This window comes from Streptomyces sp. NPDC028711 (genome assembly GCF_055565415.1).
Genome location: NZ_JBVHUJ010000001.1, coordinates 1,074,704 through 1,097,011, shown reverse-complemented (window position 1 = coordinate 1,097,011; position 22,308 = coordinate 1,074,704). Strand labels below are relative to the sequence as shown.

The following is a 22,308-nucleotide window of genomic DNA, read 5'->3' as shown; positions in this document are numbered from 1 at the left end:
GCCCCGGTTCTTTCGAACCGGGGCCTCGGCCTTCAGGGTGAGTAACGGGACTTGAACCCGCGACATCCTGGACCACAACCAGGTGCTCTGCCAGCTGAGCTATACCCACCATGCCCGGCGGTTTCCCCGAAGGTTTCCCTGACCGGCCGAGAAGAAGTCTACAGGGTTCCGGAGGGTGCTCGCGCCCCCATTGTCCGAGGGCGCGAGCGGGGGGTCATCCGGCGATCATTCCGCGGGCAGGACGTGACGGGCCGCGATCTGCTTCGCGGTCTCCGAGTCGGGACCGGGCTGCGGGACGAAGACCGCCTCCCGGTAGTAGCGCAGCTCCGCGATGGACTCGCGGATGTCGGCGAGCGCCCTGTGGTTGCCGTTCTTCTCCGGACTGTTGAAGTACGCCCTCGGGTACCAGCGGCGGGCCAGTTCCTTGACCGAGGAGACATCGACGATCCGGTAGTGCAGGTGGCTCTCCAGGGCCGGCATGTCCCGGGCGAGGAAGCCGCGGTCCGTGGAGACCGAGTTCCCGCACAGGGGCGCCTTGCCGGGTTCCTTCACGTGCTCGCGGATGTAGGCGAGGACCTGGGCCTCGGCGTCGGCGAGCGTGGTGCCGCCGGGCAGCGCGTCGAGCAGTCCCGAGGCCGTGTGCATCTGGCGCACGATCTCCGGCATGGTCTCCAGGGCCGCGTCCGGCGGGCGGATCACGATGTCCACCCCGTCGCCGAGCACGTTCAGTTCCGAGTCGGTGACCAGCGCGGCCACCTCGATGAGTGCGTCGTCCGTCAACGAGAGCCCGGTCATCTCGCAGTCGATCCACACCATGCGATCGTTCATGCGTCCTACCTTAGGGGGTGTCTTGCCGATCAGGCCGGGCTCGCGACGCCTGGCACCGCACCTCGCCGCGTTGTCGTCGGTCCACAACGCTCCGCGTTGCCTCCCTCCTCCGCCTTGCGATGCACGGCACCAGACGCCGCTCCCTGATCCGGCCTGATCGACAAGACACCCCCGAGGGCCTGTCCGGCGGATCAGGGCCGGGCCGTGATCACGCCGACGGGCGCCCGGGGGAGGTCTCCCCGGGCGCCCGTCGGTCCTGCGATGCGCAGCTTGTGGCCGCGCGGGTCGGTGTTACGGCGTTACGGCGCGCTGCGCTGGCCCGGCAGGGCCGCGCGGCCCGGGGCGTACGCGTCGGAGTGCGGCTTGCCCGGGTCCAGCGGGGACGACGGGCGCCTGATGCCCGCCGAGACCTGGGCGGGCACGACCGCGTCGAGCACCGCCGTGCCCGTGTCGCCCTGCGGCCGCCGCGCGCGGTACGCCGCCCGGTAGGCGGCCGGCGAGGAGCCGAGCTGCCGCCGGAAGTGGCCGCGCAGAGCCACCGGCGAGCGGAAGCCGCACCTGCCCGCGACCTCGTCGACCGAGTAGTCGGAGGTCTCGAGCAGCCGCTGCGCCTGCAGCACCCGCTGGGTGATCAGCCACTGGAGCGGGGCCGAACCGGTCAGCGAGCGGAACCGGCGGTCGAAGGTCCGCCGTGACATGTACGCGCGGGCCGCGAGCGTCTCCACGTCGAACTGCTCGTGGAGGTGCTCCAGGGCCCAGGCGACGACCTCGGCCAGCGGGTCGGCGCCGATCTCCTCTGGTAAAGACCTGTCGAGGTAGCGCTCCTGACCGCCGCTGCGCCGCGGCGGGACGACCAGCCGGCGCGCCAGGGCGCCCGCGGCCTCCGTGCCGTGGTCGGTCCGCACGATGTGCAGACACAGATCGATTCCGGCCGCCGTGCCGGCGGAGGTCAGTACGTCCCCGTCGTCGACGAAGAGCTCCCGGGGGTCCACATGGACCGACGGATAGCGCTTGGCGAGCGTCGGCGCGTACATCCAGTGCGTGGTCGCCGGACGGCCGTCGAGCAGGCCGGCCGCGGCGAGGACGAAGGCGCCGGTGCAGAGACCGACGATCCTGGCGCCCTCCTCGTGGGCACGGCGCAGCGCTTCGAGCGCCTCCGGCGGCGGCGGCGAGGTGATCGACCGCCAGGCCGGGACGACGACGGTGCCCGCGCGGCCGATGGCCTCCAGGCCGTACGGCGCGGTCAGTTCGAGTCCACCGGTGGTCCGCAGCGGGCCGTCCTCGCCCGCACAGACGAGCAGCCGGTAGCGGGGCACTCCGGCGTCCTGCCGGTCGATGCCGAACACGGAGAGCGGGATGGAGCTCTCGAAGATGGGGCCGCCACTGAACAGCAGCACCGCGACGACTTCGCGACGGCGGCGCCCGGTCAGCTTCCGTGCGGCCTCCGGTGCGGCGGAGTCCTGGCTCATGACGCTAAGCCCCCCTCGGTGTTCGCGTCTCCCTGGTCGTGTCGCTCCTGCACGTTTCCCCTCGGTTTTGCACGAGACCCCAGTCTTCGGTACCCATGATCGAATCTACTGTGTCCCGTGGCGCCGGCGTGACAAGTTCTCCATCCGGTGGATTGTCGACAAGGCCACTTGGCGCGAAGCGATCGATCGCGAAGTCTGCCGCCCGGAGGCCCGGAGGGGAAGGCGCGGCGCGGCGAACGCCCCCGTACGCGGGGGGTGCGAGCCCTTGGGGCGGGGCATTCTCGGGTGTCGGCGCCGGGGTTGGGCAACCGTTCCGCCAAGGACTCGCCGATAGATGGAACTTGGCTGAAAACATATGGGTTCGGGTGTACGAACCTGTCAACTCGAAGAGGGGCGGGCCCTGCGGGGGCGCCGGTTCGACCCGGTTTCGCCCGTACCGCGGCGCCGGCCGCGGCCGCCCTCGCCGCGCAGCCCGCGCTCCGAGCGGCGCAGCAGCACCCGGCAGGCCGCCGTCACCGAGAGGAGGCCGAGCGCGGTGCCGGCCGCGCCGCCGAGGGAGGTGCCGTAGACGACGAGCACCACCGGGACGAGCACGCAGCAGAAGACCGCCCAGCGGACGACGTCACCGGCCTGGTCCGCCGCTCCGGCCGCCGGGACCGCCACGGTCGCCCCCGGAGCCGTTTCCGTCGCGGGGGCGGGGGAGGTCTGGCGGGCGGCGGTCGATGGTGCGGACACGGGCGGGCTCCCTGCGACGGTGGGCTGGACCTGTGGCAACGAGAAGCGGAACGTTACGGTCACTCTGGGCGACGTCCGTTTGGCCCCCGTACGGACGCCTGTAGGGCACAACCGGCATTGCCAGATCCCGAGGCGCTCGTGCATGCTCCCTGGAACGCCGCGCGCGAGCGGCGGGCACGCCGGGAGTGGTACGGCGGGCTCTGGGCAGGAGAGGAGTGTCGCCGTACCCTTGGGGGTATGGGCTTGGGAAGATGATTCCCGGACACACAGCTCCGCCGCCACCCCTGTTCCGTCCCCCTCCGTTCCCCGTCCCTTCCCACGAGGACCCTCTTCGCCGAGACACCGATGGCCGGTCACGAATTCCCCGAACCCGCGGACCGCAAGCGCGTCGCCGACTCCACGGTCGACCCCCTCGCGGTCGAACAGCCACGTCATGCCTGCGACCCGGCCTTCCGGCACGGGGTGGTCGTCGGCTTCGACGGCTCCACGTCCAGTGAGCGCGCCCTCGCGTACGCCATCGGCATGGCCCGCCGCTCCGGCTCGGGCCTGATCATCGTGCACGTGGCCAACCGGCTGCCCACCACGGTGTGGGCCGGCTGCGAGCCCCCGGTCTTCGTCGACGTGCCCGACCACCGCACCGAGGTCCTCGGCCTCGAGCTCGCCTGCGCCGAGCACCTCTCCGAGGTGCCCTGGATCCTCGTCGAGCGCGGCGGGGACATCTGCCACGAGCTGGAGGAGGTCGGCCGCGAGTACTCGGCCGACGCGATCGTGGTCGGCTCCACGCACGGGATCGTCGGACGGATCTTCGGCTCGGTCGCGGGCCGCCTCGCCCGCCGCGCCCAGCGGCCCGTGATCGTCATCCCGTAGGAGCCCCGCCGCGCGGGTCCGATCCTCAACTGCCGTCATCCGGCCATAAATTCGGCCTTCCTCAGGTGAATTGTGTGCTTGTGAAGGGTAGATAAGGGTCACCGGATCACAGCAGCTCACGCAGCACGACTGCACTCCTGAAGGGAGCCCGCCGTGGACAAAGACGTCGCCGCGGGAAACAGCACCTCCACTCTCGGCCACCTCGCGCTCGGACTGACCCTGTTGGCCTTCGGCCTGGGCGGTACGGGCGTCATCGACAACGTCGCGGCAGCGGATGCCGCGGGCCTCGCCACCTGGGTTGGCGGGGTGGCGCTCTTCCTCGTCGGCATGCTCGCCCTCCGAGCGGGCGACAAGGGCGAGGGCACGGCGTTCGCGGCGCTCGGCGCCTTCTGGTTCACCTGGGGCACCGCCGTCGGCGGCGGCGCGTCGGCCGACGCGGTCGGCGTCTTCATGCTCCTGTGGGCGCTCCTCGCCCTCACCCTGACGATGGCGTCCTCGGGCAGCGGCCTGTTCGGACAGGGCGTGTACGGGCTGCTGTTCCTCGCGCTCCTGCTGCTCGGCATCGGGGCGCTCGCCGGCAGCGGGGGCCTCGGCAAGGCCGGTGGCTGGGTCGCGGCCGTCGCGGGCCTCGTCGCCTGGTACGGCGCCACGGCGGCCGTCGCCGGCTGGCCGATGGCGCTCGGGAGGGCGAACCGCGGCGCGGCCACGGCGAGCTGACCGTACGACGGAGGAAAAAGAGCGGTCCCTGTGCACCTGGGTGTGCACAGGGACCGCTCTCGTGTCCGGCCGATCCGCCGGGGGACAGGCCCGGCGGCCGCGGCCCGGGGGGACAGGCCCCGGGGCGGCTGCTACTCGACCGTGACGGACTTGGCCAGGTTGCGCGGCTTGTCGATGTCGCGGCCCATGGCGAGCGCCGTGTGGTAGGCGAGGAGCTGGAGCGGGATGCCCATCAGGATCGGGTCCAGCTCGTCCTCGTTCTTCGGCACGACGATGGTGTGGTCGGCCTTCGCCTGCGGCTGGTGCGCGACCGCGAGGATGCGGCCGCTGCGGGCCTTGATCTCCTCCAGGGCGGCACGGTTCTTCTCGAGCAGGTCGTCGTCGGGGACGATCGCGACCGTCGGCAGGGCCGGCTCGATGAGGGCGAGCGGGCCGTGCTTCAGCTCGGAGGCCGGGTAGGCCTCGGCGTGGATGTAGGAGATCTCCTTGAGCTTCAGGGAGGCCTCCAGGGCGACGGGGTAGCCGCGCACACGGCCGATGAACATCATCGACTGGGCGCCCGCGTACTCCGCGGCGATCTTCTTGATCTCGTCCTCGGTCTCGAGGATCTCGCTGATCTGCGCGGGCAGCTTGCGCAGGCCCTCGATGATCCGCTTGCCGTCGGTGACGGAGAGGTCGCGGATGCGGCCCAGGTGCAGGGCGAGCAGCGCGAAGGCGGTGACCGTGTTGGTGAAGCACTTGGTGGAGACGACGCAGACCTCGGGGCCCGCGTGGACGTACACGCCGCCGTCGGCCTCGCGGGCGATGGCGGAGCCGACCACGTTGACCACGCCGAGGACGCGGGCGCCCTTGCGCTTGAGCTCCTGGACGGCGGCGAGCACGTCGTAGGTCTCACCGGACTGCGAGACGGCGATGTAGAGGGTGTCGGGGTCCACGACCGGGTTGCGGTAGCGGAACTCCGAGGCCGGCTCGGCGTCGGCGGGGATGCGGGCCAGGGACTCGATGAGCCCGGCGCCGATGAGGCCGGCGTGGTACGAGGTGCCGCAGCCGAGGATCTTGATGCGGCGGATGGTGCGGGCCTCGCGGGCGTCGAGGTTCAGGCCGCCGAGGTGCACGGTGGAGAAGCGGTCGTCGATCCGGCCGCGCAGCACGCGGTCGACCGCGTCGGGCTGCTCGCAGATCTCCTTGTGCATGAAGGTGTCGTGGCCGCCCATGTCGAAGGAGGCGGCCTCCCACTCGACGGTCTCCGGGGTGGGCGTGGTGGTGGCGCCGGCGATCGTGTACGTACGGAAGTCGTCGGCCTTGAGGGTGGCCATCTCGCCGTCGTCGAGGGTGACGACCTGGCGGGTGTGGGCGATCAGGGCGGCGACGTCGGAGGCGACGAGCATCTCCTTCTCGCCGATGCCGAGGATGACCGGGGAGCCGTTGCGGGCGACGACGATGCGGTCGTTGAAGTCGGCGTGCATCACGGCGATGCCGTAGGTGCCCTCGATGACCTTGAGGGCCTCGCGGACCTTCTCCTCCAGGGTGGTGGCCTGGGAGCGGGCGATGAGGTGGGTGATGACCTCGGTGTCCGTCTCGGAGGCGAAGACGACGCCGTCGGCCTCCAGCTTGGCGCGGAGCTCCTGGGCGTTGTCGACGATGCCGTTGTGGACGACGGCGACCTTGTTCTCGGGGTCCAGGTGCGGGTGCGAGTTGACGTCGCTCGGCGCGCCGTGGGTGGCCCAGCGGGTGTGGGCGATGCCGGTGGTGCCGGTGAAGCGCTTGGGGACACGGGCCTCCAGGTCGCGGACGCGGCCCTTCGCCTTGACCATCTTCAGGCCGGAGGCCTTCGGGCTGGTGACGACCATGCCCGCGGAGTCGTAGCCGCGGTACTCGAGGCGCGCCAGGCCCTCGAGCAGCAGCGGGGCGACGTCGCGCTTTCCGATGTAACCGACAATTCCGCACATAAAGGAAACCCCTCCAGGTCTGTGATGGTGCTTCTCGGCCGCACCCCCGGGCCGTGTGTCCCCGGCCGTGTCAGCCGTAGACGATGCGGCGCAGCTGCCGGAGCGAGAGCTCCGGTGGCGCCACGGCCCGGTGTGGCAGCTCCGCGGCGATCCGTTCGAAGATCTCGGTGTTCACCGATCCGCCGGACTGCAGTTCGCGGTGGCGGCGGCGGACGAACTCCTCGGTCGTCTCGTCGAAGTACGCCAGCACGTCGAGCACCACCCGGGCGGCCTCACCGCGCTGGAGCGCGGTGCTGCGGACCAGATGGTCGACGAGGTCGTCATGCGACGGGCGGCGTTCGAGCACCCGTGAATATTGAGGGGTGCGGGCCGTCTTTCGCAAGAATCCTGCCCGGAATCGGGCAGGAGTGACATGATCCACGCGTGGATCAAGGGTTTGGTCCAGACCTTGAGCATCGGCGGGGTGCGGATGCGCGGGGAGGACGCCGACCGGATATACGTAACGACAGGACGACGGACGTGCTGATCACCCGAAGGGGACCATGCCTGTGAGACAGAGCCGAAGGATTCCTCGCCTGATCGGAACCCTGCTCCTCGTCGCGACCGCCGGAGTGGGCTGCGGAGAGGGCGCCGCGGTCACCGGAAAGGACGACGGAAAGGCGGCCGCCGCCGAACCCGAGATCCGCCCGCTCGGCCGCATCGTGCCCGTACCCGCCCGCATCGCCCCCGAGGGCGAGCCCTACACCCTCACACCCGCCACCCGCATCGGCGTCGACGGGACCTCCGGCGAGACCAAGGCCATCGGCCGCTACCTCGCCGGACTGCTCCGCCCCGCCACCGGCTTCCCGCTGCCCGTCGTCGACGACGCCGCCGCCCGGGGCGGCATCCGGCTCCGGCTCGCCCCCGACGACCCCGAGCTCGGCGAGGAGGGCTACCGACTCAGTTCCGCGCCCGACGGCCTCACCCTCACCGCCCGCGAGCCCGCCGGGCTCTTCCGCGGCGTGCAGACCCTGCGCCAGCAGCTGCCCTCCGCCGTCGAGCGGGACTCCGTCCAACCCGGCCCCTGGAAGATCGCCGGCGGCACGATCACCGACACCCCCCGCTACGCCTACCGGGGCGCCATGCTCGACGTCGCCCGTCACTTCTTCACCGTCGACGAGGTGAAGCGGTACATCGACCAGCTCGCCCTCTACAAGATCAACACCCTCCATCTGCACCTCACCGACGACCAGGGCTGGCGCATCGCCGTCGACTCCTGGCCCCGGCTCACCAGCCACGGCGGCTCCACCGAGGTCGGCGGCGGCCCCGGCGGCTTCTACACCAAGGAGCAGTACCGGGAGATCGTCCGGTACGCCGCCTCCCGCTACCAGGAGGTGATCCCCGAGGTCGACATGCCGGGCCACACCTTCGCGGCCCTCTCCTCCTACGCCGAGCTCAACTGCGACGGCGTCGCCCCGCCCCTCTACACGGGCATCAAGGTCGGCCTCAGCTCCCTGTGCGTGCCCAAGGACATCACGTACGCCTTCGTCGACGACGTGATCCGGGAGATCGCCGCGCTCACCCCCGGCCGCTACGTCCACATCGGCGGCGACGAGGCGCACTCCACCAGCCACGCCGACTACGTGGCCTTCATGAACCGGGTGCAGCCGGTCGTCGCGAAGTACGGCAAGAAGGTCATCGGCTGGCACCAGCTGACCGGCACCACCCCCGTCGAGGGCGCCCTCGTCCAGTACTGGGGCCTCGACCGCACCCCCGCCGCCGAGAAGGAACGGGTCGCCGCCGTCGCGCGGAACGGCACCGGCCTCATCCTCTCGCCGGCCGACCGCACGTACCTCGACATGAAGTACACCGAGGACACCCCGCTCGGCCTCGCCTGGGCCGGACACGTCGAGGTACGGGAGTCGTACGACTGGGACCCGGCCACCTATCTGCCGGGAGCCCCGGAGAACGCCGTCCGGGGCGTCGAGGCCCCGCTGTGGACGGAGACGCTCGCCACCACGGACGACCTCGACGTCATGGCCTTCCCGCGCCTGCCGGGCGTGGCCGAACTCGGCTGGTCCCCGGCGGAGACCCACGACTGGGACACGTACAAGGTCCGACTCGCGGAACAGGCACCGCGCTTCGAGGCACTCGGCATCGACTTCTACCGGTCGCCGCAGGTGCCCTGGCCGGCGCGGTAGCCGGTCCGTAGGTACGGAAACGCCCGGCCGGGGCTTCTCGGCCGGGCGTTCCGCGCGTGCGGACCGGTCGGGCGTTCCCGAACCCGCTCTGCGCGCGCCGGTACGGGGCTAGGGGGTGTCTTGTCGGTCAGGCCGGATCAGGGAGCGGCGTCTGGTGCCGTGCCTCGCAAGGCGGAGGAGGGAGGCAACGCGGTGGGGGCACCTCCCAGCGGTAGCTGGGGGACGTTGTCGACCGACGACAACGCGGCGAGGTGCGGTGCCAGGCGTCGCGAGCCCGGCCTGATCGGCAAGACATCCCCTAGGCTCCGTGGATGGAGCGAGCTGAGGTTCTGAGGCGAGTGATCGGCATCCTGACGGAGGCTCAGGAGATCCGGCGCGCGGTGGAGGACGGGGACGAGGAGGCTCTCGAGTCGGCGTCGGAGGTCGAGCCCCGGGTGATCACGCAGATGCTGAACGAGATGCTGCCCCACATCAGGGTGCCGGCCGACGCCACTCCGCAGGAGGTGACCCGCCTCCTCGCCACGGCCCTCGGTCCCGTGCTGTACACCATGGTCTCCGGGTTCACCCTGGCCTTCACGAGCCTCGCCATGACGCACGACGAGGGGCGGACCGACGTCTCCTCGGCCGAGGTGCTGCAGACCCTCGCCCTCCAGGTGGAGGCGGGCCGCTTCGACGAGGGCGCCTGAACGGCCGCTCCCCGACCGACCGGAGAGTGTCCCCGCCCGACCGCTGTCCGGGTCAGGTGTCGCGCCGGATCGTCTTCCGGATCCACTCCGTGTAGGCGGGCACGCTGGTGTAGAGGCCCGGCCCGGCCGAGCAGGCGAGCCCCGGGGCGCCGGGACCCGACGTGGTTCCGATGAGCTCCCATCGCCCGTGCCTGCCCTTCTGGAGCTGCGGCCCGCCGGAGTCCCCGAAGCACGCCATGGCCCGGGGCACCCGGCTGATCGTGCACAGTCGGGTCCGGTCCGCGTAGCCGGGAGCGCACTCGTCGGCGGCACCCGTACGCGTCTCCAGCTCCCGCAACCGCTCCGCGAACTTCAGCTCGGTGTCGAGGGTGGTGCCGAATCCCAGGATCCGGGTCGGGGTGCCGGGCCGTCCGACCCGCTCCGCGATCCGTACGGGCTTCTCGTCGACCGGGCGGTCGAGGCGGACCAGCGCGATGTCGTTCCTGTTGGCGGCCTTCCCCTCACCGCTCACGAAGCCGGGGTGGACGACGGTCCGCTCGATGGCCCGGACGGTTCCCCCGGACTTCCGCTCCTCGCTGCCGATCCGGACGATGCCCTCAAGGACCAGGCCGTCACCCCGCACGCAGTGGGCCGCCGTCAGCACCCACCGCGGATCGATCAGAGACGCCCCGCAGGAACCGTCGTACACCCCGTGCTCCGGGGCCGACTCCGGGATCGACGCCATGAACGGGTAGCGCTCCGTGGATTCCGTCCCGTTGACGATCGCTCCCGCGCTGCCCGTCATCAGGGTGGCGCAGGTCGCGACGGCGAGAGCGCCGACGGCGGTGAAGCGCGCCGCGCGGCGGCCCACCGACTTCAAGCTGGGCACAGGGAGTTCCTTCCCTCGTGAATCGGAATGTGTTCGTCCACCTTGCTGGGTCCAAGATCCACCGGACCATCCGGGCAGCGGGCCGGAACGCGGTGGGGGTGCCCCCCGGAGGAAGTCGGTGGGGCGCCCCAGCGCGCTCCGCGCCCTGGGGCGCCAAGATCACTTGAACGGTTCGAAAGCCCCACACGCAAGGAGCGGTCAGCATGCGCGGATACAGAACGCCGATCGGCAGGCGAGGGTTGATCTCCCTCACGGGAGTGCTCGTCGCGACGGCGCTCGCCGCCCCCGCGGTCGCCGCGCCACCGGCCGTGCGAGCGGCCCCGACCGCGTCTGCGGCGTCTCCCGCATCGGCGCTGTCCGCCGACCCCGGCGCGGCGCACCGGGAAGCGGCCCTCATACGCTCCCTGGAGCGGTCCGCCCACCCTCTGCGTTCCACGGAGCCCGGCGGCAGGACCACGGACCTGCGGGCGCTGAGCGCCATGGTCGGCGACGCGAAGGTAGTGGGTCTCGGCGAGGCCACGCACGGTTCGCACGAGTTCTTCGCCATGAAGGAACGCGTCTTCCGGCACCTTGTCGAGGAGCGCGGCTTCACCACCTTCGCCCTGGAGATGAGCTGGTCGGCGGGGCTCAGGATCGACGAGTACCTCCAGGGCGGACCCGGCGACCCGCGGACGATCGCGAAGGAGACCCTTGCCGGATCCCCCTGGGAGCGGGAGGAGTTCGTCAGCCTGATCACCTGGATGCGCGAGCACAACCGCCGCCACCCCGACCACCCGGTCCACTTCATGGGGGACGACCTCGGGGCGCCCGAGCTCGGCGACCACATCTTCGAGCGCGTGCTGTCGTCCGTCGGCAGGACACGGCCCGAGGCGCTTCCCCGGCTCACCGAGCTGTACGCCGGGCTGCGCCCCTTCGACGACATCTTCGGCTACCTGCGCAGACCGGTCGCGGAACGCGTGGCGAACGCCGCACGCGCCCAGGAGGCACTCGACCTGGTCGCGGAGCATCAGGAGGAGGGCGGCGGCGACCACGCGTGGACGGTGCAGCACGCCCGGAACATCGCGCAGTCCTTCGCCTTCGCCACCGTCGACCTCGCCGACCCCGCCTCGGTCACCGCCGCCGAGAGTCTGCGCGACCAGGCCATGGCCGACAACGTGCTGTGGTGGCAGCGCCACACGGGCCACAAGATGCTTCTCTCGGCCCACAACGGCCACGTCGGATACCTCTCGACCCACCCGGACATGTACCCGCGGACCCAGGGCGCCGTCCTGCGCGAACGCCTGGGCCGGGGTTACGCCGCGATCGGCTTCAGCTTCGCCGGCGGCTCCTTCCTCACCAAGGACGCCTCCCTTGCCGGAGACTGGAAACCGGTCACCGTCCCGGCGGCGCGTCCGGGCATGAACGAGCACGTCCTGGACCGCGTCGGCCACCGGGACTTCTACCTCGACCTGCGGACGGCGCCCGCAAGGGCCCGCGCCTGGCTCGACGGCGCCCGGCCGGTCTACGACGCCGGCTCGACCTTCACCCCCGACCCGCTGCCCGTCCTCGCCCTCGGCCGGGCCTACGACGTCCTCATTCACCTCCACCGGGTCCGGGCGGCCGACCGGCTCTGACACGAGGGCGCGGGACGCAGGGAGGCCGGCAACGGCTACCCCGACGGGAAACCCTCTTCTGACCTCTGGCGTAGAAAAAGATGTGAGCCCCGGCGGAGGACCGTACTCCGGCGGGGCTCACATCGGTCTTCAGGGAAGGTCAGGCGAACCGGGCTATCGGGTTCACCAGGTCGCCGACCAGCTGGAGTGCCGCCGACGGGTCCGCCAGGTCGACCATCTGCTTGTTGTTGCGGAGCTGGAGGCGGTTGAGGGCCGAGAGGGCGAACGTCTCCGCGAACATGTCGTACTGGGCGAAGCGGTCCGACAGTTCCGGCTTCGACGCCTCGTAGGCGCGGACGCACTCCGCGACCGTCCGCCAGAAGTCGTCCTCGGCCAGGACGCCCTCCGCTGCCAGGGTCGCGCCCAGGAAGCGGAAGAAGCAGTCGAAGACGTCCGTGAAGACCGAGAGGAGCTTCATGTCCTCCGGGATCTCGGCGCGGACGCGCTCCACCGCCGGCGGCAGGACCGCCGCCGGGTCCATGACGACGATCTCCTCCGCGATGTCCTTGAAGATCGCGCGGGAGACCGTGCCCTGCTCGTCGAGGACCAGGATCACGTTCTCGCCGTGCGGCATGAACGCCAGGTCGTAGGCGTAGAAGCTGTGGAGGACCGGGAGGAGGTACGCGTCCAGGTAGCGGCGGAGCCACGCCGCCGGCTCCAGGCCCGACTCCTTGATCAGGGCGCCCGCGAAGGACGCGCCCGCGTGGTCCACGTGGAGGAGCGAGGCCATCGTCGCCAGGCGCTCGCCCTCGGCGAGCGTCGGCACCGGCGACTCGCGCCAGAGCGCCGCCAGCATCTTGCGGTAGGGGGAGTACCGGTCGGTCGCGGCCTCGTACTCCAGGTGCCGGTAGCCGACGGCCGCCCGCTCGCGGATGATCGAGAACCGGGCCGCGGCGAAGACCGAGTCCGACTCGATGAGCTGGTGCAGCCAGTCGTTGATGGCCGGGGTGGCCTCCATGTACGCGGCCGAAAGGCCACGCATGAAGCCCATGTTGAGGACGGAGAGGGCCGTCTTGACGTAGTGCTTCGTCGGGTCAGAGGTGTTGAAGAACGTACGGATCGACTGCTGCGCGAGGTACGTGTCGTCGCCCTCGCCCAGGTAGACGAGACGCTGCTGCGCCACCTCGGCGGCGAACGTGACCGACAGCTTGTTCCACCACTGCCAGGGGTGGCAGGGCATGAGGAGGTAGTCGGCCGGGTCCAGGCCGCGGGCGGTCAGCGTCGCCGCGAAGCCGTCCACCGTCGCGTCGCCCAGCTCGGCGCGGACGAACGTCTCGTACTCGATGTCCGCGCCCGCCGTGAAGGTCGTGCGGTCGCGCCGCGCCGCCAGCCAGATCAGGTGAATGTCGCTCGCGGCCTCGGGGGCGTACGCGCGGAACTCGTCGACGCCGAAGCCGAGCCGGCCGTTGTTGGCGACGAAGCAGGGGTGGCCCTCGGTCATCCCGGTCTCGATGGCCTGGAAGCCGGCGTGGGCCAGCTCGGCGGAGGTCACCCTCGGCTTGGTCGCCTTGTAGGCCGTACCGGCGAGGGTGGAGGAGATCTCCTCCAGGTAGACCGGCAGGACCTCGTCGCTGAGGCCGAGGGCGCCGCGGAGTTCGGTGATGAACTGGAGCGCGTCCAGCGGGAGCTGCTCGTCGCCGCGGTGCCGGCTGATCGACTCGGGGTAGACCTGCCAGTGGTCGAGGGCGAACCGGTCCGCGGTGAAGCGGTACTCGGTCGTGCCGTCGTCGGCGAGCACCGCGTAGCGGCTCTCGCCCAGCTCGCGCGGGTCGAGGAGCCGCTCGTGGGCGAACTCGGCGAGGCCCTTGCGGATCAGAGCGCGGTTGGCGTCGGCCCAGAGCTCGGGGGTGAGGTGGGCGACGGGATCGGTCACGGGATTCACGCGGCGACCCCCACGGCGGCCTCGAACTGCTCGCGGGTGCAGAAGCTCAGCAGGGCCTTCTTCTCCGGCTTCTGGATCTCGCGCTCGGGCACGAAGCCGACGGCCTCGTTGAGCGCGTGGACGGCCTTGTTGGCCACGTCGGGCTCGACGACCACGCGCACGGTCGCCGGGTCGGCGAAGAGCTCCGCCATCACGGCGGTGATGACGGTCCGGGTGAAGCCGTGCACGGGGGTGTCGGTGGGCGCGACGAGGAAGTGCATGCCGACGTCGCCGGGCTGCGGCTCGTAGAGCCCGACCAGCTCAAGCTGCGACGGGTCGTACCGCTCCATGAGGAAGGCCGGCTCGCCGTCGACCTCGCCGATGAAGGCCTCGTGGTACGGGTGGGCGGTGATCGCCGCGTACTCGCGCTCGACGTCCTGGAGCGTCGCGCCCTGCATCATCCAGAAGGCGGCCTTGGGATGGGTGACCCAGGGGTGGATCAGCCGGGCGTCCTTCGAGGGGTCGAAGGGACGTATCGATACGGTCATACCGCGAACTCCTGGAAAGCGATGGTCTTCTCGACGGGGTAGTAGTCGTATCCCAGCATCGCCCCGATGATGTACGCGTTGCGGTACGCCCCCATGCCGAGGTCGGGCGAGGTGATCGAGTGGGTGTGCACGCCGGCGTTCTGCAGGAAGACCCCGCGGCCCGTCGTGTCGATCGCGTAGTTGCGGGCCACGTCGAAGCGGCCCTGGCCGTCCCAGTTGAGCCGGTCGCGGACCGGCTCCAGGAAGGCGGGGACGGCGTACTTGTAGCCGGTGGCGAGGATCAGGCCCTCGGTGTCGACCGTGAAGTCCTTCTCCTGCTCCTCCTGGTGGAAGCCGAGGGTGTACGTGCCCGTCGTGGAGTCGTACGCGGCCGAGTGGAGGGCCGAGTTGGTGAGGAGCCGGGTGGGGACCGGGCCGTTCAGGTTCTTCTGGTAGAGCAGGTCGAAGATGGCGTCGATCAGCTCGCCGTCGATGCCCTTGAAGAGGCCCTTCTGCTGGGTCTCCAGGCGGTAGCGGGTCTGCTCGGGCAGCGCGTGGAAGTAGTCCACGTACTCCGGGGAGGTCATCTCCAGGGTGAGCTTGGTGTACTCGAGCGGGAAGAAGCGCGGGGAGCGGGTCACCCAGTTCAGCTGGTAGCCGTGGACGTCGATCTCGCTCAGGAGGTCGTAGTAGATCTCGGCGGCGCTCTGGCCGCTGCCGACCAGGGTGATGGACCTCTTCCTCTGGAGCGCCTCCTTGTTCGGGAGGTAGCGCGAGTTGTGGATGAGGTCGCCGCCGAGGCCCTGGCAGGTCTCGGGGACGTACGCCGGGGTGCCGGTGCCGAGGACGAGCTTCCGCGAGCGGAACGTTTCTCCGGCCTCGGTGGTCACCACGTACACCCCGGCGGCCTCGTCGAAGGTCACGGAGGCGACGGTCGTCGAGAAGCGGACGGAGGAGAGCTTCCCGGCGGCCCAGCGGCAGTAGTCGTTGTACTCGGTCCGCAGCGGGTAGAAGTTCTCCCGGATGTAGAACGAGTACAGCCGGCCCTTCTCCTTCAGGTAGTTCAGGAAGGAGTACGGCGAGGTGGGGTCCGCCATCGTGACCAGGTCCGACATGAACGGGGTCTGGAGGTGGGCGCCTTCGAGGAACATCCCCGAGTGCCACTCGAAGTCCGGCTTCGACTCCAGGAAGAGGCCGTTCAGCTCGTCGATCGGCTCGGTCAGGCAGGCGAGTCCGAGGTTGAACGGACCGAGTCCGATGCCGATGAAGTCGTACGTCTCGGTCGTCTCAGGCGTGGACAAGGGTCTCTCCCAGGTACTGCTCGGCGTGGCCGGCGATCAGATCGAGGACGGCGGCGATGTCGGCCGTGGTCGTCTCGGGGTTGAGCAGGGTGAACTTGAGGTATTGGCGGCCGTCGACCTTGGTCCCGGCGACGACGGCCTCACCGGAGGCGAACAGCGCCTTCCTGGCGTGGAGGTTGGCCCGGTCGATGTCCTCGGGGGAGGTGACGGCCTCCGGGATGTAGCGGTAGACGAGCGTGGAGAGCTGCGGCTCGACCACGACGTCGTAGCGCGGGTCGGCGGCGAGCATCGCGAAGCCCTCGGCGGCCAGGTCGCAGACCTCGTCGAAGAGCTGCCCGACACCGTCGGCGCCCATCACGCGGAGGGTCATCCAGAGCTTCAGCGCGTCGAAACGGCGGGTGGTCTGGAGCGACTTGTCGACCTGGTTCGGAATCTGCTCCGCGAGGGTGCGGCGGGGGTTCAGGTAATCCGCGTGGTAGGTCGCGTGGCGCAGCGTGGCGCCGTCGCGGACCAGGACGGCCGAGGAGCTGACCGGCTGGAAGAAGGACTTGTGGAAGTCGACGGTGACCGAGTCGGCCCGCTCGATGCCGTCCAGGAGGTGGCGGCGGGTCGGGGAGGCGAGCAGCCCGCAGCCGTAGGCCGCGTCCACGTGCATCCAGGCGCCGTACTCGTCGGCCAGGGCGGCGATCTCGGGCAGCGGGTCGATGGAGCCGAAGTCGGTGGTGCCCGCGGTGGCGACGATCGCCATCGGGACGAGGCCCTCGGCGCGGCAGGCCGCCAGCTCGGCGGCGAGGACGACGGACTGCATCCGCTTGTTCCGGTCGACCGGGATCGAGACGACGGCGTCGTGGCCCAGGCCGAGGAGGGTGGCCGACTTCTGGACGCTGAAGTGGCTGCACTCGGAGGAGAAGATGCGGAGCTTCGCCAGGTCGCGGGTCTTGGCCTCCTCGCGGGCGAGGAGCAGGGCCTGCAGGTTGGACTGCGTACCCCCGCTGGTGAACACGCCGTCGGCGGCCGGGCCGAGGCCGATGCGGCCGGTGGTCCAGTCGATCAGCTTGCGCTCGATGAGGGTGCCGCCGGCGCTCTGGTCCCAGGTGTCGAGCGAGGAGTTGACGGCCGAGAGGACGGCCTCGCCGAGGACGGCGGGGATGACCACCGGGCAGTTGAGGTGCCCCAGGTAGCGCGGGTGGTGGAAGTAGACGGCGTCGCGGAGGTAGACGCTCTCCAGCTCGTCGAGGGCGGCGGAGGAGTCACCGAGCGGCCGGTCGAGGTCGACGGCGTCGATGACGGGGGCGAGCTCGGCGGGCGTCACACCGCTGAACGGTCCCCGCGTCGAGGCGAGTTTGGCCGCCACGCGCTCGACTCCTTCGGTGACGGAGCGGCGGTAGCTCTCCGCCGTGGCGTCATTGAGCAGGTGGGAGCGCATGTGGGGGGCCTCCGGACAGCAGAGAGGGGCGAGGGGGCGATGCGTTATTAGGTTAGCCTAACCTAATAACGCATCGCAACGTCCCCTCGCCCCTCTCAGGTCACAACCGTCAAAAGGAAGTTGAACGCCGGAAGGCGGCGAAGACCTACGCGTCTTCCTGCGTCTCGTCCGGGACCTCGCGCAGCGCGTCCTCGGAGAGCCCCTTGCGCCAGTAGCCGACGAACGTCACCCGGCGCCGGTCGAGTCCGCGCTCCCGCACGAAGTGCCGGCGCAGTGCCTTCACCGCACCGGACTCGCCCGCGATCCAGACGTACGGGGCCTCGCCGGGCAGCTCGGCGCCGCGCACCGCGTCGACGGCGGACGGCGCCCCCTCCTCCCGTACGAGCCAGGTGACCGTCGCGTCGGCCTGCGTCGCGAGCTCCATGCGGTCGCCCGCGTACGGCACTTCGAGGAACACCTGCGCGCGGGTCTCGGCCGGCAGCCACTCCAGGATCGCGGAGGCGGCCGGAAGGGCCGTCTCGTCCGCCCAGATGAGGACGGAGTCGGCGTCCTCGGGCAGCTGGAAGCGGACACCGGTGTTCTCGGCGACGGCGGGACCGAGCACGACCACCCGGTCACCGGGCTTGGCCTGGGCGGCCCAGCGGCAGGCCGGGCCGCCGTCCGCGTGGAGCGCGAAGTCGATGTCGACCTCGTTCACCGGCTCCGTGCGCTGCTCGCGGACCGTGTACGAGCGCATCACGGCCCGCTCGTCGTCGGGCATCGCGCGCCAGGCACCCAGGATGGCGTACATGTCCGGGTTGTCCAACGGCGGCAGGACGGGCGCCTCCTGGCCGGGGTGCGGCAGGAAGAGGGAGAGCGACTGGTCGCGGCCGCCGGCGGCGAAGTTCTTCAGGTCGTCCCCGGTGAAGGTGACCCGGACCAGGGACGGGCCGAGCCGCCGGGTCCGGTCGACCTGGAGGCGGAAGAACTGGAAGGGGGCGGTCTCGGCGTTCGTCATGAGAACGTAGGTTAGCCTAACCTCATCAAACTCTGTAGGGGTGGGGGAGCGTGACGGACCCCACCTGGACAGGCCTGACAGACCCCGCCTGAGCAGGCATGACAGACCCGCCTTGGCAGGCGCACGGATCCGCCTGGGCAGGCACACGGACCCCACCTGGGCAGGCGCGACGGAGCCCACCACCCCAGGGGCGGCGGGCTCCGCCGAGACGCGCGGACGGACTCAGGCCTGAAGGCCCAACTCCCGTGCGATCAGCATCCGCTGGACCTCGCTGGTGCCCTCGCCGATCTCCAGGATCTTCGAGTCGCGCCACATCCGGGCCACCGGGTACTCGTTCATGAAGCCGTAGCCGCCGTGGATCTGCGTGGCGTCACGGGCGTTGTCCACCGCCACGGTGGAGGAGTACAGCTTCGCGATCGCCGCCTCCTTCTTGAACGGCTCGCCGAGGACCAGCCGCGAGGCCGCGTCCCGCCAGCCGATCCGGGCCATGTGCGCCCGCGTCTCCATGTCGGCGATCTTGAACTGGATGGCCTGGTTGTCGCCGATCGGCCGGCCGAAGGCGTGACGTTCCTTCGCGTACTTCACCGACTCGTCCACACAGCCCTGCGCGAGCCCCGTCGCGAGCGCCGCGATCGCGACCCGGCCCTCGTCCAGGATCCGCAGGAACTGCGCGTACCCACGGCCCTCCTCGCCGAGGAGGTTCTCCACCGGGACCCGGACGTCGTCGAAGGACAGCTCACGGGTGTCCGAGGCGTTCCAGCCGACCTTCGAGTAGGGGGCGGCGACCGTGAAACCGGGAGTGCCGGAGGGGACGATGATCGAGGAGATCAGCGGACGGCCGTCCGGCTTGCGGCCGGTGACCGCCGTGACCGTCACCAGGCCCGTGATGTCCGTACCGGAGTTGGTGATGAAGCACTTCGAGCCGTTGATCACCCAGTGGTCGCCGTCGCGGACGGCCGTCGTGCGGGTGCCGCCGGCGTCCGAGCCGGCGCCCGGCTCCGTCAGGCCGAACGCGCCGAGCATCTCGCCCGCCGTCAGCCGCGGCAGCCACGCGCGCTTCTGCTCCTCCGTACCGAAGAGGAACACCGGCATCGCGCCGAGCGAGACACCCGCCTCCAGGGTGATCGCCACGGAGGAGTCGACCCGGGCCAGCTCCTCGAGGGCGATGCCGAGCGCCAGGTAGTCGCCGCCCATGCCGCCGTACTCCTCGGGGAACGGCAGCCCGAACAGGCCCATGCGGCCCATCTCGCGGACGATCTCGTACGGGAACTCGTGCCGCTCGTAGTAGTCGCCGATCTTCGGCGCCACGACGTCGTGGGCGAACGCCTCGACGGTACGGCGGAGTTCCTCGTGCTCTGCGGTGAGCCGGTGGTCGAGGGACATGGGAATCGTCACTCCTGGTGGGAGAGGGCACGGACGGTACGGGAAGGGCTGGGTCGGCCCAGTTGCTCGGCCATCCACACGCTCGTGGCGGTGAGGGCGGCCAGATCGACTCCGGTCTCGATGCCGAGACCGTCGAGCATCCACACGAGATCCTCGGTGGCGAGATTGCCGGTCGCGCTCTTCGCGTACGGGCAGCCGCCGAGGCCGCCGGCGGAGGCGTCGACGGTGGTCACCCCGTGGCGCAGGGCGGCCAGGGTGTTGGAGAGCGCCTGCCCGTACGTGTCGTGGAAGTGCACGGCGATACGGGAGGTGGGGACGCCGGCCTCGTTCAGCTCCCCGAGCAGCCGGGTGACGTGGCCGGGGGTCGCGACGCCGATGGTGTCCCCGAGGCTCAGCTCGTCGCAGCCCATCTCGGCGAGCGCCTTGGTGACGCGGACGACCTGCTCGACGGGGACGGCGCCCTCCCAGGGGTCGCCGAAGCACATCGAGAGGTAGCCGCGCACCCTGAGGCCGGCCTCTATGGCCCGCGTGACGGTCGGCGCGAACATCGCGAGCGCCTCGTCGACGGTCCGGTTCAGATTGGCCTTCGCGAAGGACTCGGTCGCCGAGGCGAACACGGCGACCTCGCGGGCGCCGAGCGCGAGGGCCCGGTCGAGACCGCGCTCGTTCGGCACGAGGACGGGCAGGCGGACGGGCAGGTCCCGCACGCGCGGGAAAAGCTCCTCGGCGTCGGCCAGTTGGGGCACCCACTTCGGGTGCACGAAGCTGGTCGCCTCGATCGTGCCGAGCCCGGCGGCGGCGAGCCGCCGCACGAACTCGGCCTTCACATCGGTCGGGACGGCCGTCTTCTCGTTCTGCAGCCCGTCCCGGGCGCCGACCTCGTGGATCCGGACCCGGGCGGGCAGCCCGGGATCCCTCACGGTCATGGGCAGGCCCGTGGTCATGACTCCTCCCGGGGTGCGACGACGGCCAGGATCTGGTCCATGGCGACGGTGCTGCCGGGCGTCACGTCCAGCTCGGTGACGGTGCCGGCGTGCGGGGCGGAGATGACGTGCTCCATCTTCATCGCCTCGACGACGAGCAGACTCTGCCCCGCCTCGACCTCGTCCCCGACGGCCACCTTGACGACGGTGACGGTGCCGGGCATCGGCGCGGCAAGCGTGTCGGCCCCGCCGTGCCTCGCCCCGCTGAGCGCGGCCTCGACCGGATCGTGGTCGAGCACGTGCCAGGAGTCGCCGTCCCTGCCGAGCCAGTTCCCGGCGCGGTGGAAGCGGTGGACGACGCCGTCCACGGTCACGGCCACCGAGTCGTCGGCGACCCGGGCACCGGCCGGCGCCTGCGCTGTCACGGGTTCATGTCCCGCCACACGTACGGGGAAGGGGAGCGGAGCCGGACGGCCGCCGAGACGCCAGCCGCTCGGCACCGAGAACGGGTCCGTCCAGCCGCCCCGGGGCGCCGGGGCGAGATCCGCGAACCGGACGGCCGCCGCCGCCGCGTACACCTCGTCCGGTACGCCCTCCGGGACGAGGCTCTCCGCGTCCCGCTCCACCAGACCCGTGTCCAGGGCGCCGGAGACGACGTCCGGGTGGGCGAGCAGCCTGCGCAGGAAACCCGCGTTCGTCGGGACGCCCAGGGTGACCGTGTCCGCCAGGGCCGCCCGCAGCTTGCGGAGGGCCGTGGGGCGGTCCTTCGCGTGGACGATGACCTTCGCGAGCATCGGGTCGTACAGGCTGCCGACCTCCGTGCCCTCGCTCAGACCCGAGTCCGTACGGACCCCGTCCCCCTGCGGCTCGTTCAGGGCGAGGACCGTACCGCCCGAGGGCAGGAACCCGCGCGAGGGATCCTCCGCGCACAACCGGGCCTCGATCGCCCAGCCGTCGAGCCGGATGTCCTCCTGCGCGAACGGCAGCGGCTCGCCCGCCGCCACCCGCAGCTGCCACTCCACCAGATCGACACCCGTGATCAGCTCGGTCACCGGGTGCTCGACCTGGAGCCGGGTGTTCATCTCCATGAAGTAGTACGAGGCCGGATCGCCGCCCGGCACGATGAACTCGACCGTGCCCGCGCCCACATACCCGCAGGACCGCGCAGCCTCGACCGCCGCCGCGCCCATCGCCGCCCGGATCTCCGGGGTCAGCAGGACGCTCGGCGCCTCCTCGATGATCTTCTGGTGGCGGCGCTGGAGCGAGCACTCGCGCTCGCCGAGGTGGACCACGTTCCCATGGGCGTCGGCGAGGACCTGGATCTCGATGTGCCGGGGCCGGTCGATCCACCGCTCCACGAGGAGGGTGTCGTCGCCGAACGAGGAGCGGGCCTCACGGCGCGCCGCCGCGATCTCGTCGTCCAGGACCGCCAGGTCCCGGACGAGCCGCATGCCCTTGCCGCCGCCGCCCGCGCTCGGCTTGAGCAGCACGGGCGCGCCGAGCGCGCGGGCCGCCTCGGCCAGTTCGGGATCGGCCGCGCCGGGGACGACCGGGACGCCCGCCGCCTTGACCGTCTCCTTCGCCCTGATCTTGTCGCCCATCAGGGAGATCGCGGAGGACGGCGGACCGATGAAGACGAGCCCCGCGTCCGCGCACGCCTGCGCGAAGCCGGCGTTCTCGGCGAGGAACCCGTAGCCCGGGTGGACGGCCTGCGCGCCGGTGCGGGCGGCGGCCTCGAGCAGCGCGGGGACGGACAGATACGACTCGGAGGCCGGCGGCGGACCGATCCGTACCGCCGTGTCCGCCTCCCGTACGTGCCGGGCGTCGGCGTCCGCGTCGCTGTACACGGCCACCGAGCGCACGCCGAGTGCCCGCAGCGTGCGGATGACCCGGACCGCGATCTCGCCGCGATTGGCGACGAGCACTGTGTCGAACATGG

General features: G+C 71.1%; 19 protein-coding genes and 1 tRNA gene. 5 read left to right on the top strand and 15 right to left on the bottom strand.

The window, feature by feature from the left end:
• Nucleotides 1–36 precede the first annotated feature (36 nt).
• The 4 genes from ACZ4VK_RS04800 to ACZ4VK_RS04785 form a co-directional block, all read right to left on the bottom strand.
• A tRNA-His gene (locus ACZ4VK_RS04800) sits at nt 37–109 on the bottom strand.
• Nucleotides 110–225: 116 nt separating this feature from the next.
• On the bottom strand, nt 226–828 hold the full coding sequence (gene orn, locus ACZ4VK_RS04795) for an oligoribonuclease (protein ID WP_468348428.1): 603 nt from the start codon (nt 826–828) through the stop codon (nt 226–228).
• Between the two features lie 299 nt (nt 829–1,127).
• On the bottom strand, nt 1,128–2,297 hold the full coding sequence (locus tag ACZ4VK_RS04790; RefSeq protein WP_468348426.1) for a helix-turn-helix domain-containing protein: 1,170 nt from the start codon (nt 2,295–2,297) through the stop codon (nt 1,128–1,130).
• A gap of 378 nt (nt 2,298–2,675) precedes the next feature.
• A complete protein-coding gene (locus ACZ4VK_RS04785) occupies nt 2,676–3,032 on the bottom strand; it encodes a hypothetical protein (RefSeq protein WP_468348424.1) in 357 nt (118 codons plus the stop codon).
• A gap of 345 nt (nt 3,033–3,377) precedes the next feature.
• Between ACZ4VK_RS04785 and ACZ4VK_RS04780 the strand changes: the two genes are divergently transcribed.
• On the top strand, nt 3,378–3,899 hold the full coding sequence (locus tag ACZ4VK_RS04780) for a universal stress protein (protein WP_015033782.1): 522 nt from the start codon (nt 3,378–3,380) through the stop codon (nt 3,897–3,899).
• A gap of 153 nt (nt 3,900–4,052) precedes the next feature.
• On the top strand, nt 4,053–4,616 hold the full coding sequence (locus ACZ4VK_RS04775) for a GPR1/FUN34/YaaH family transporter (RefSeq protein WP_468348422.1): 564 nt from the start codon (nt 4,053–4,055) through the stop codon (nt 4,614–4,616).
• A gap of 131 nt (nt 4,617–4,747) precedes the next feature.
• Here ACZ4VK_RS04775 and glmS read toward each other — a convergent pair whose 3' ends face one another.
• Complete coding sequence (gene glmS, locus ACZ4VK_RS04770) at nt 4,748–6,565, bottom strand: glutamine--fructose-6-phosphate transaminase (isomerizing) (protein ID WP_389679317.1); 1,818 nt, start codon at nt 6,563–6,565, stop codon at nt 4,748–4,750.
• A 70-nt stretch (nt 6,566–6,635) separates the two neighbouring features.
• Nucleotides 6,636–6,911 (bottom strand): hypothetical protein, encoded by a 276-nt coding sequence (locus ACZ4VK_RS04765; RefSeq protein WP_468348420.1) that lies wholly within the window; start codon nt 6,909–6,911, stop codon nt 6,636–6,638.
• Between the two features lie 196 nt (nt 6,912–7,107).
• Between ACZ4VK_RS04765 and ACZ4VK_RS04760 the strand changes: the two genes are divergently transcribed.
• Nucleotides 7,108–8,745: a beta-N-acetylhexosaminidase gene (locus ACZ4VK_RS04760; protein ID WP_468348418.1), complete on the top strand. Its 1,638-nt coding sequence runs from the start codon at nt 7,108–7,110 to the stop codon at nt 8,743–8,745.
• A 311-nt stretch (nt 8,746–9,056) separates the two neighbouring features.
• On the top strand, nt 9,057–9,431 hold the full coding sequence (locus ACZ4VK_RS04755; RefSeq protein WP_468348416.1) for a hypothetical protein: 375 nt from the start codon (nt 9,057–9,059) through the stop codon (nt 9,429–9,431).
• 52 nt (nt 9,432–9,483) lie between these two features.
• Here ACZ4VK_RS04755 and ACZ4VK_RS04750 read toward each other — a convergent pair whose 3' ends face one another.
• Nucleotides 9,484–10,299, bottom strand: a complete 816-nt coding sequence (locus ACZ4VK_RS04750; RefSeq protein ID WP_468348414.1) for a S1 family peptidase — start codon at nt 10,297–10,299, stop codon at nt 9,484–9,486.
• Nucleotides 10,300–10,502: 203 nt separating this feature from the next.
• On the opposite strand from ACZ4VK_RS04750, the gene ACZ4VK_RS04745 reads away from it, so the two are divergent.
• The gene (locus tag ACZ4VK_RS04745; RefSeq protein ID WP_468348412.1) at nt 10,503–11,912 is read left to right on the top strand and encodes an erythromycin esterase family protein; all 1,410 of its coding nucleotides are present in this window, start codon (nt 10,503–10,505) and stop codon (nt 11,910–11,912) included.
• A 139-nt stretch (nt 11,913–12,051) separates the two neighbouring features.
• Here ACZ4VK_RS04745 and ACZ4VK_RS04740 read toward each other — a convergent pair whose 3' ends face one another.
• The 8 genes from ACZ4VK_RS04740 to ACZ4VK_RS04705 all read right to left on the bottom strand — a co-directional run bounded on the left by ACZ4VK_RS04740 (nt 12,052) and on the right by ACZ4VK_RS04705 (nt 22,306).
• Nucleotides 12,052–13,824, bottom strand: coding sequence for an IucA/IucC family protein (locus ACZ4VK_RS04740; protein WP_468348410.1), 1,773 nt, complete (start codon nt 13,822–13,824; stop codon nt 12,052–12,054).
• Nucleotides 13,825–13,829: 5 nt separating this feature from the next.
• Complete coding sequence (locus ACZ4VK_RS04735; RefSeq protein ID WP_468348408.1) at nt 13,830–14,360, bottom strand: GNAT family N-acetyltransferase; 531 nt, start codon at nt 14,358–14,360, stop codon at nt 13,830–13,832.
• Nucleotides 14,357–15,640 (bottom strand): lysine N(6)-hydroxylase/L-ornithine N(5)-oxygenase family protein, encoded by a 1,284-nt coding sequence (locus ACZ4VK_RS04730; RefSeq protein ID WP_468348406.1) that lies wholly within the window; start codon nt 15,638–15,640, stop codon nt 14,357–14,359. Before ACZ4VK_RS04730 ends, ACZ4VK_RS04735 begins: the two co-directional genes overlap by 4 nt.
• The gene (locus ACZ4VK_RS04725; RefSeq protein ID WP_468348404.1) at nt 15,627–17,066 is read right to left on the bottom strand and encodes a pyridoxal phosphate-dependent decarboxylase family protein; all 1,440 of its coding nucleotides are present in this window, start codon (nt 17,064–17,066) and stop codon (nt 15,627–15,629) included. Before ACZ4VK_RS04725 ends, ACZ4VK_RS04730 begins: the two co-directional genes overlap by 14 nt.
• Nucleotides 17,067–17,211: 145 nt before the next feature.
• Entirely contained in the window at nt 17,212–18,063 is an 852-nt protein-coding gene (locus tag ACZ4VK_RS04720; protein WP_468348402.1) for a siderophore-interacting protein, read from the bottom strand.
• 222 nt (nt 18,064–18,285) lie between these two features.
• A complete protein-coding gene (locus ACZ4VK_RS04715; RefSeq protein WP_468348400.1) occupies nt 18,286–19,446 on the bottom strand; it encodes an acyl-CoA dehydrogenase family protein in 1,161 nt (386 codons plus the stop codon).
• 8 nt (nt 19,447–19,454) lie between these two features.
• Nucleotides 19,455–20,390 (bottom strand): hydroxymethylglutaryl-CoA lyase, encoded by a 936-nt coding sequence (locus tag ACZ4VK_RS04710; protein ID WP_468348398.1) that lies wholly within the window; start codon nt 20,388–20,390, stop codon nt 19,455–19,457.
• Nucleotides 20,387–22,306, bottom strand: a complete 1,920-nt coding sequence (locus tag ACZ4VK_RS04705) for an ATP-binding protein (protein WP_468348396.1) — start codon at nt 22,304–22,306, stop codon at nt 20,387–20,389. The genes ACZ4VK_RS04710 and ACZ4VK_RS04705 overlap by 4 nt, the downstream gene beginning before the upstream one ends.
• Nucleotides 22,307–22,308 lie beyond the last annotated feature (2 nt).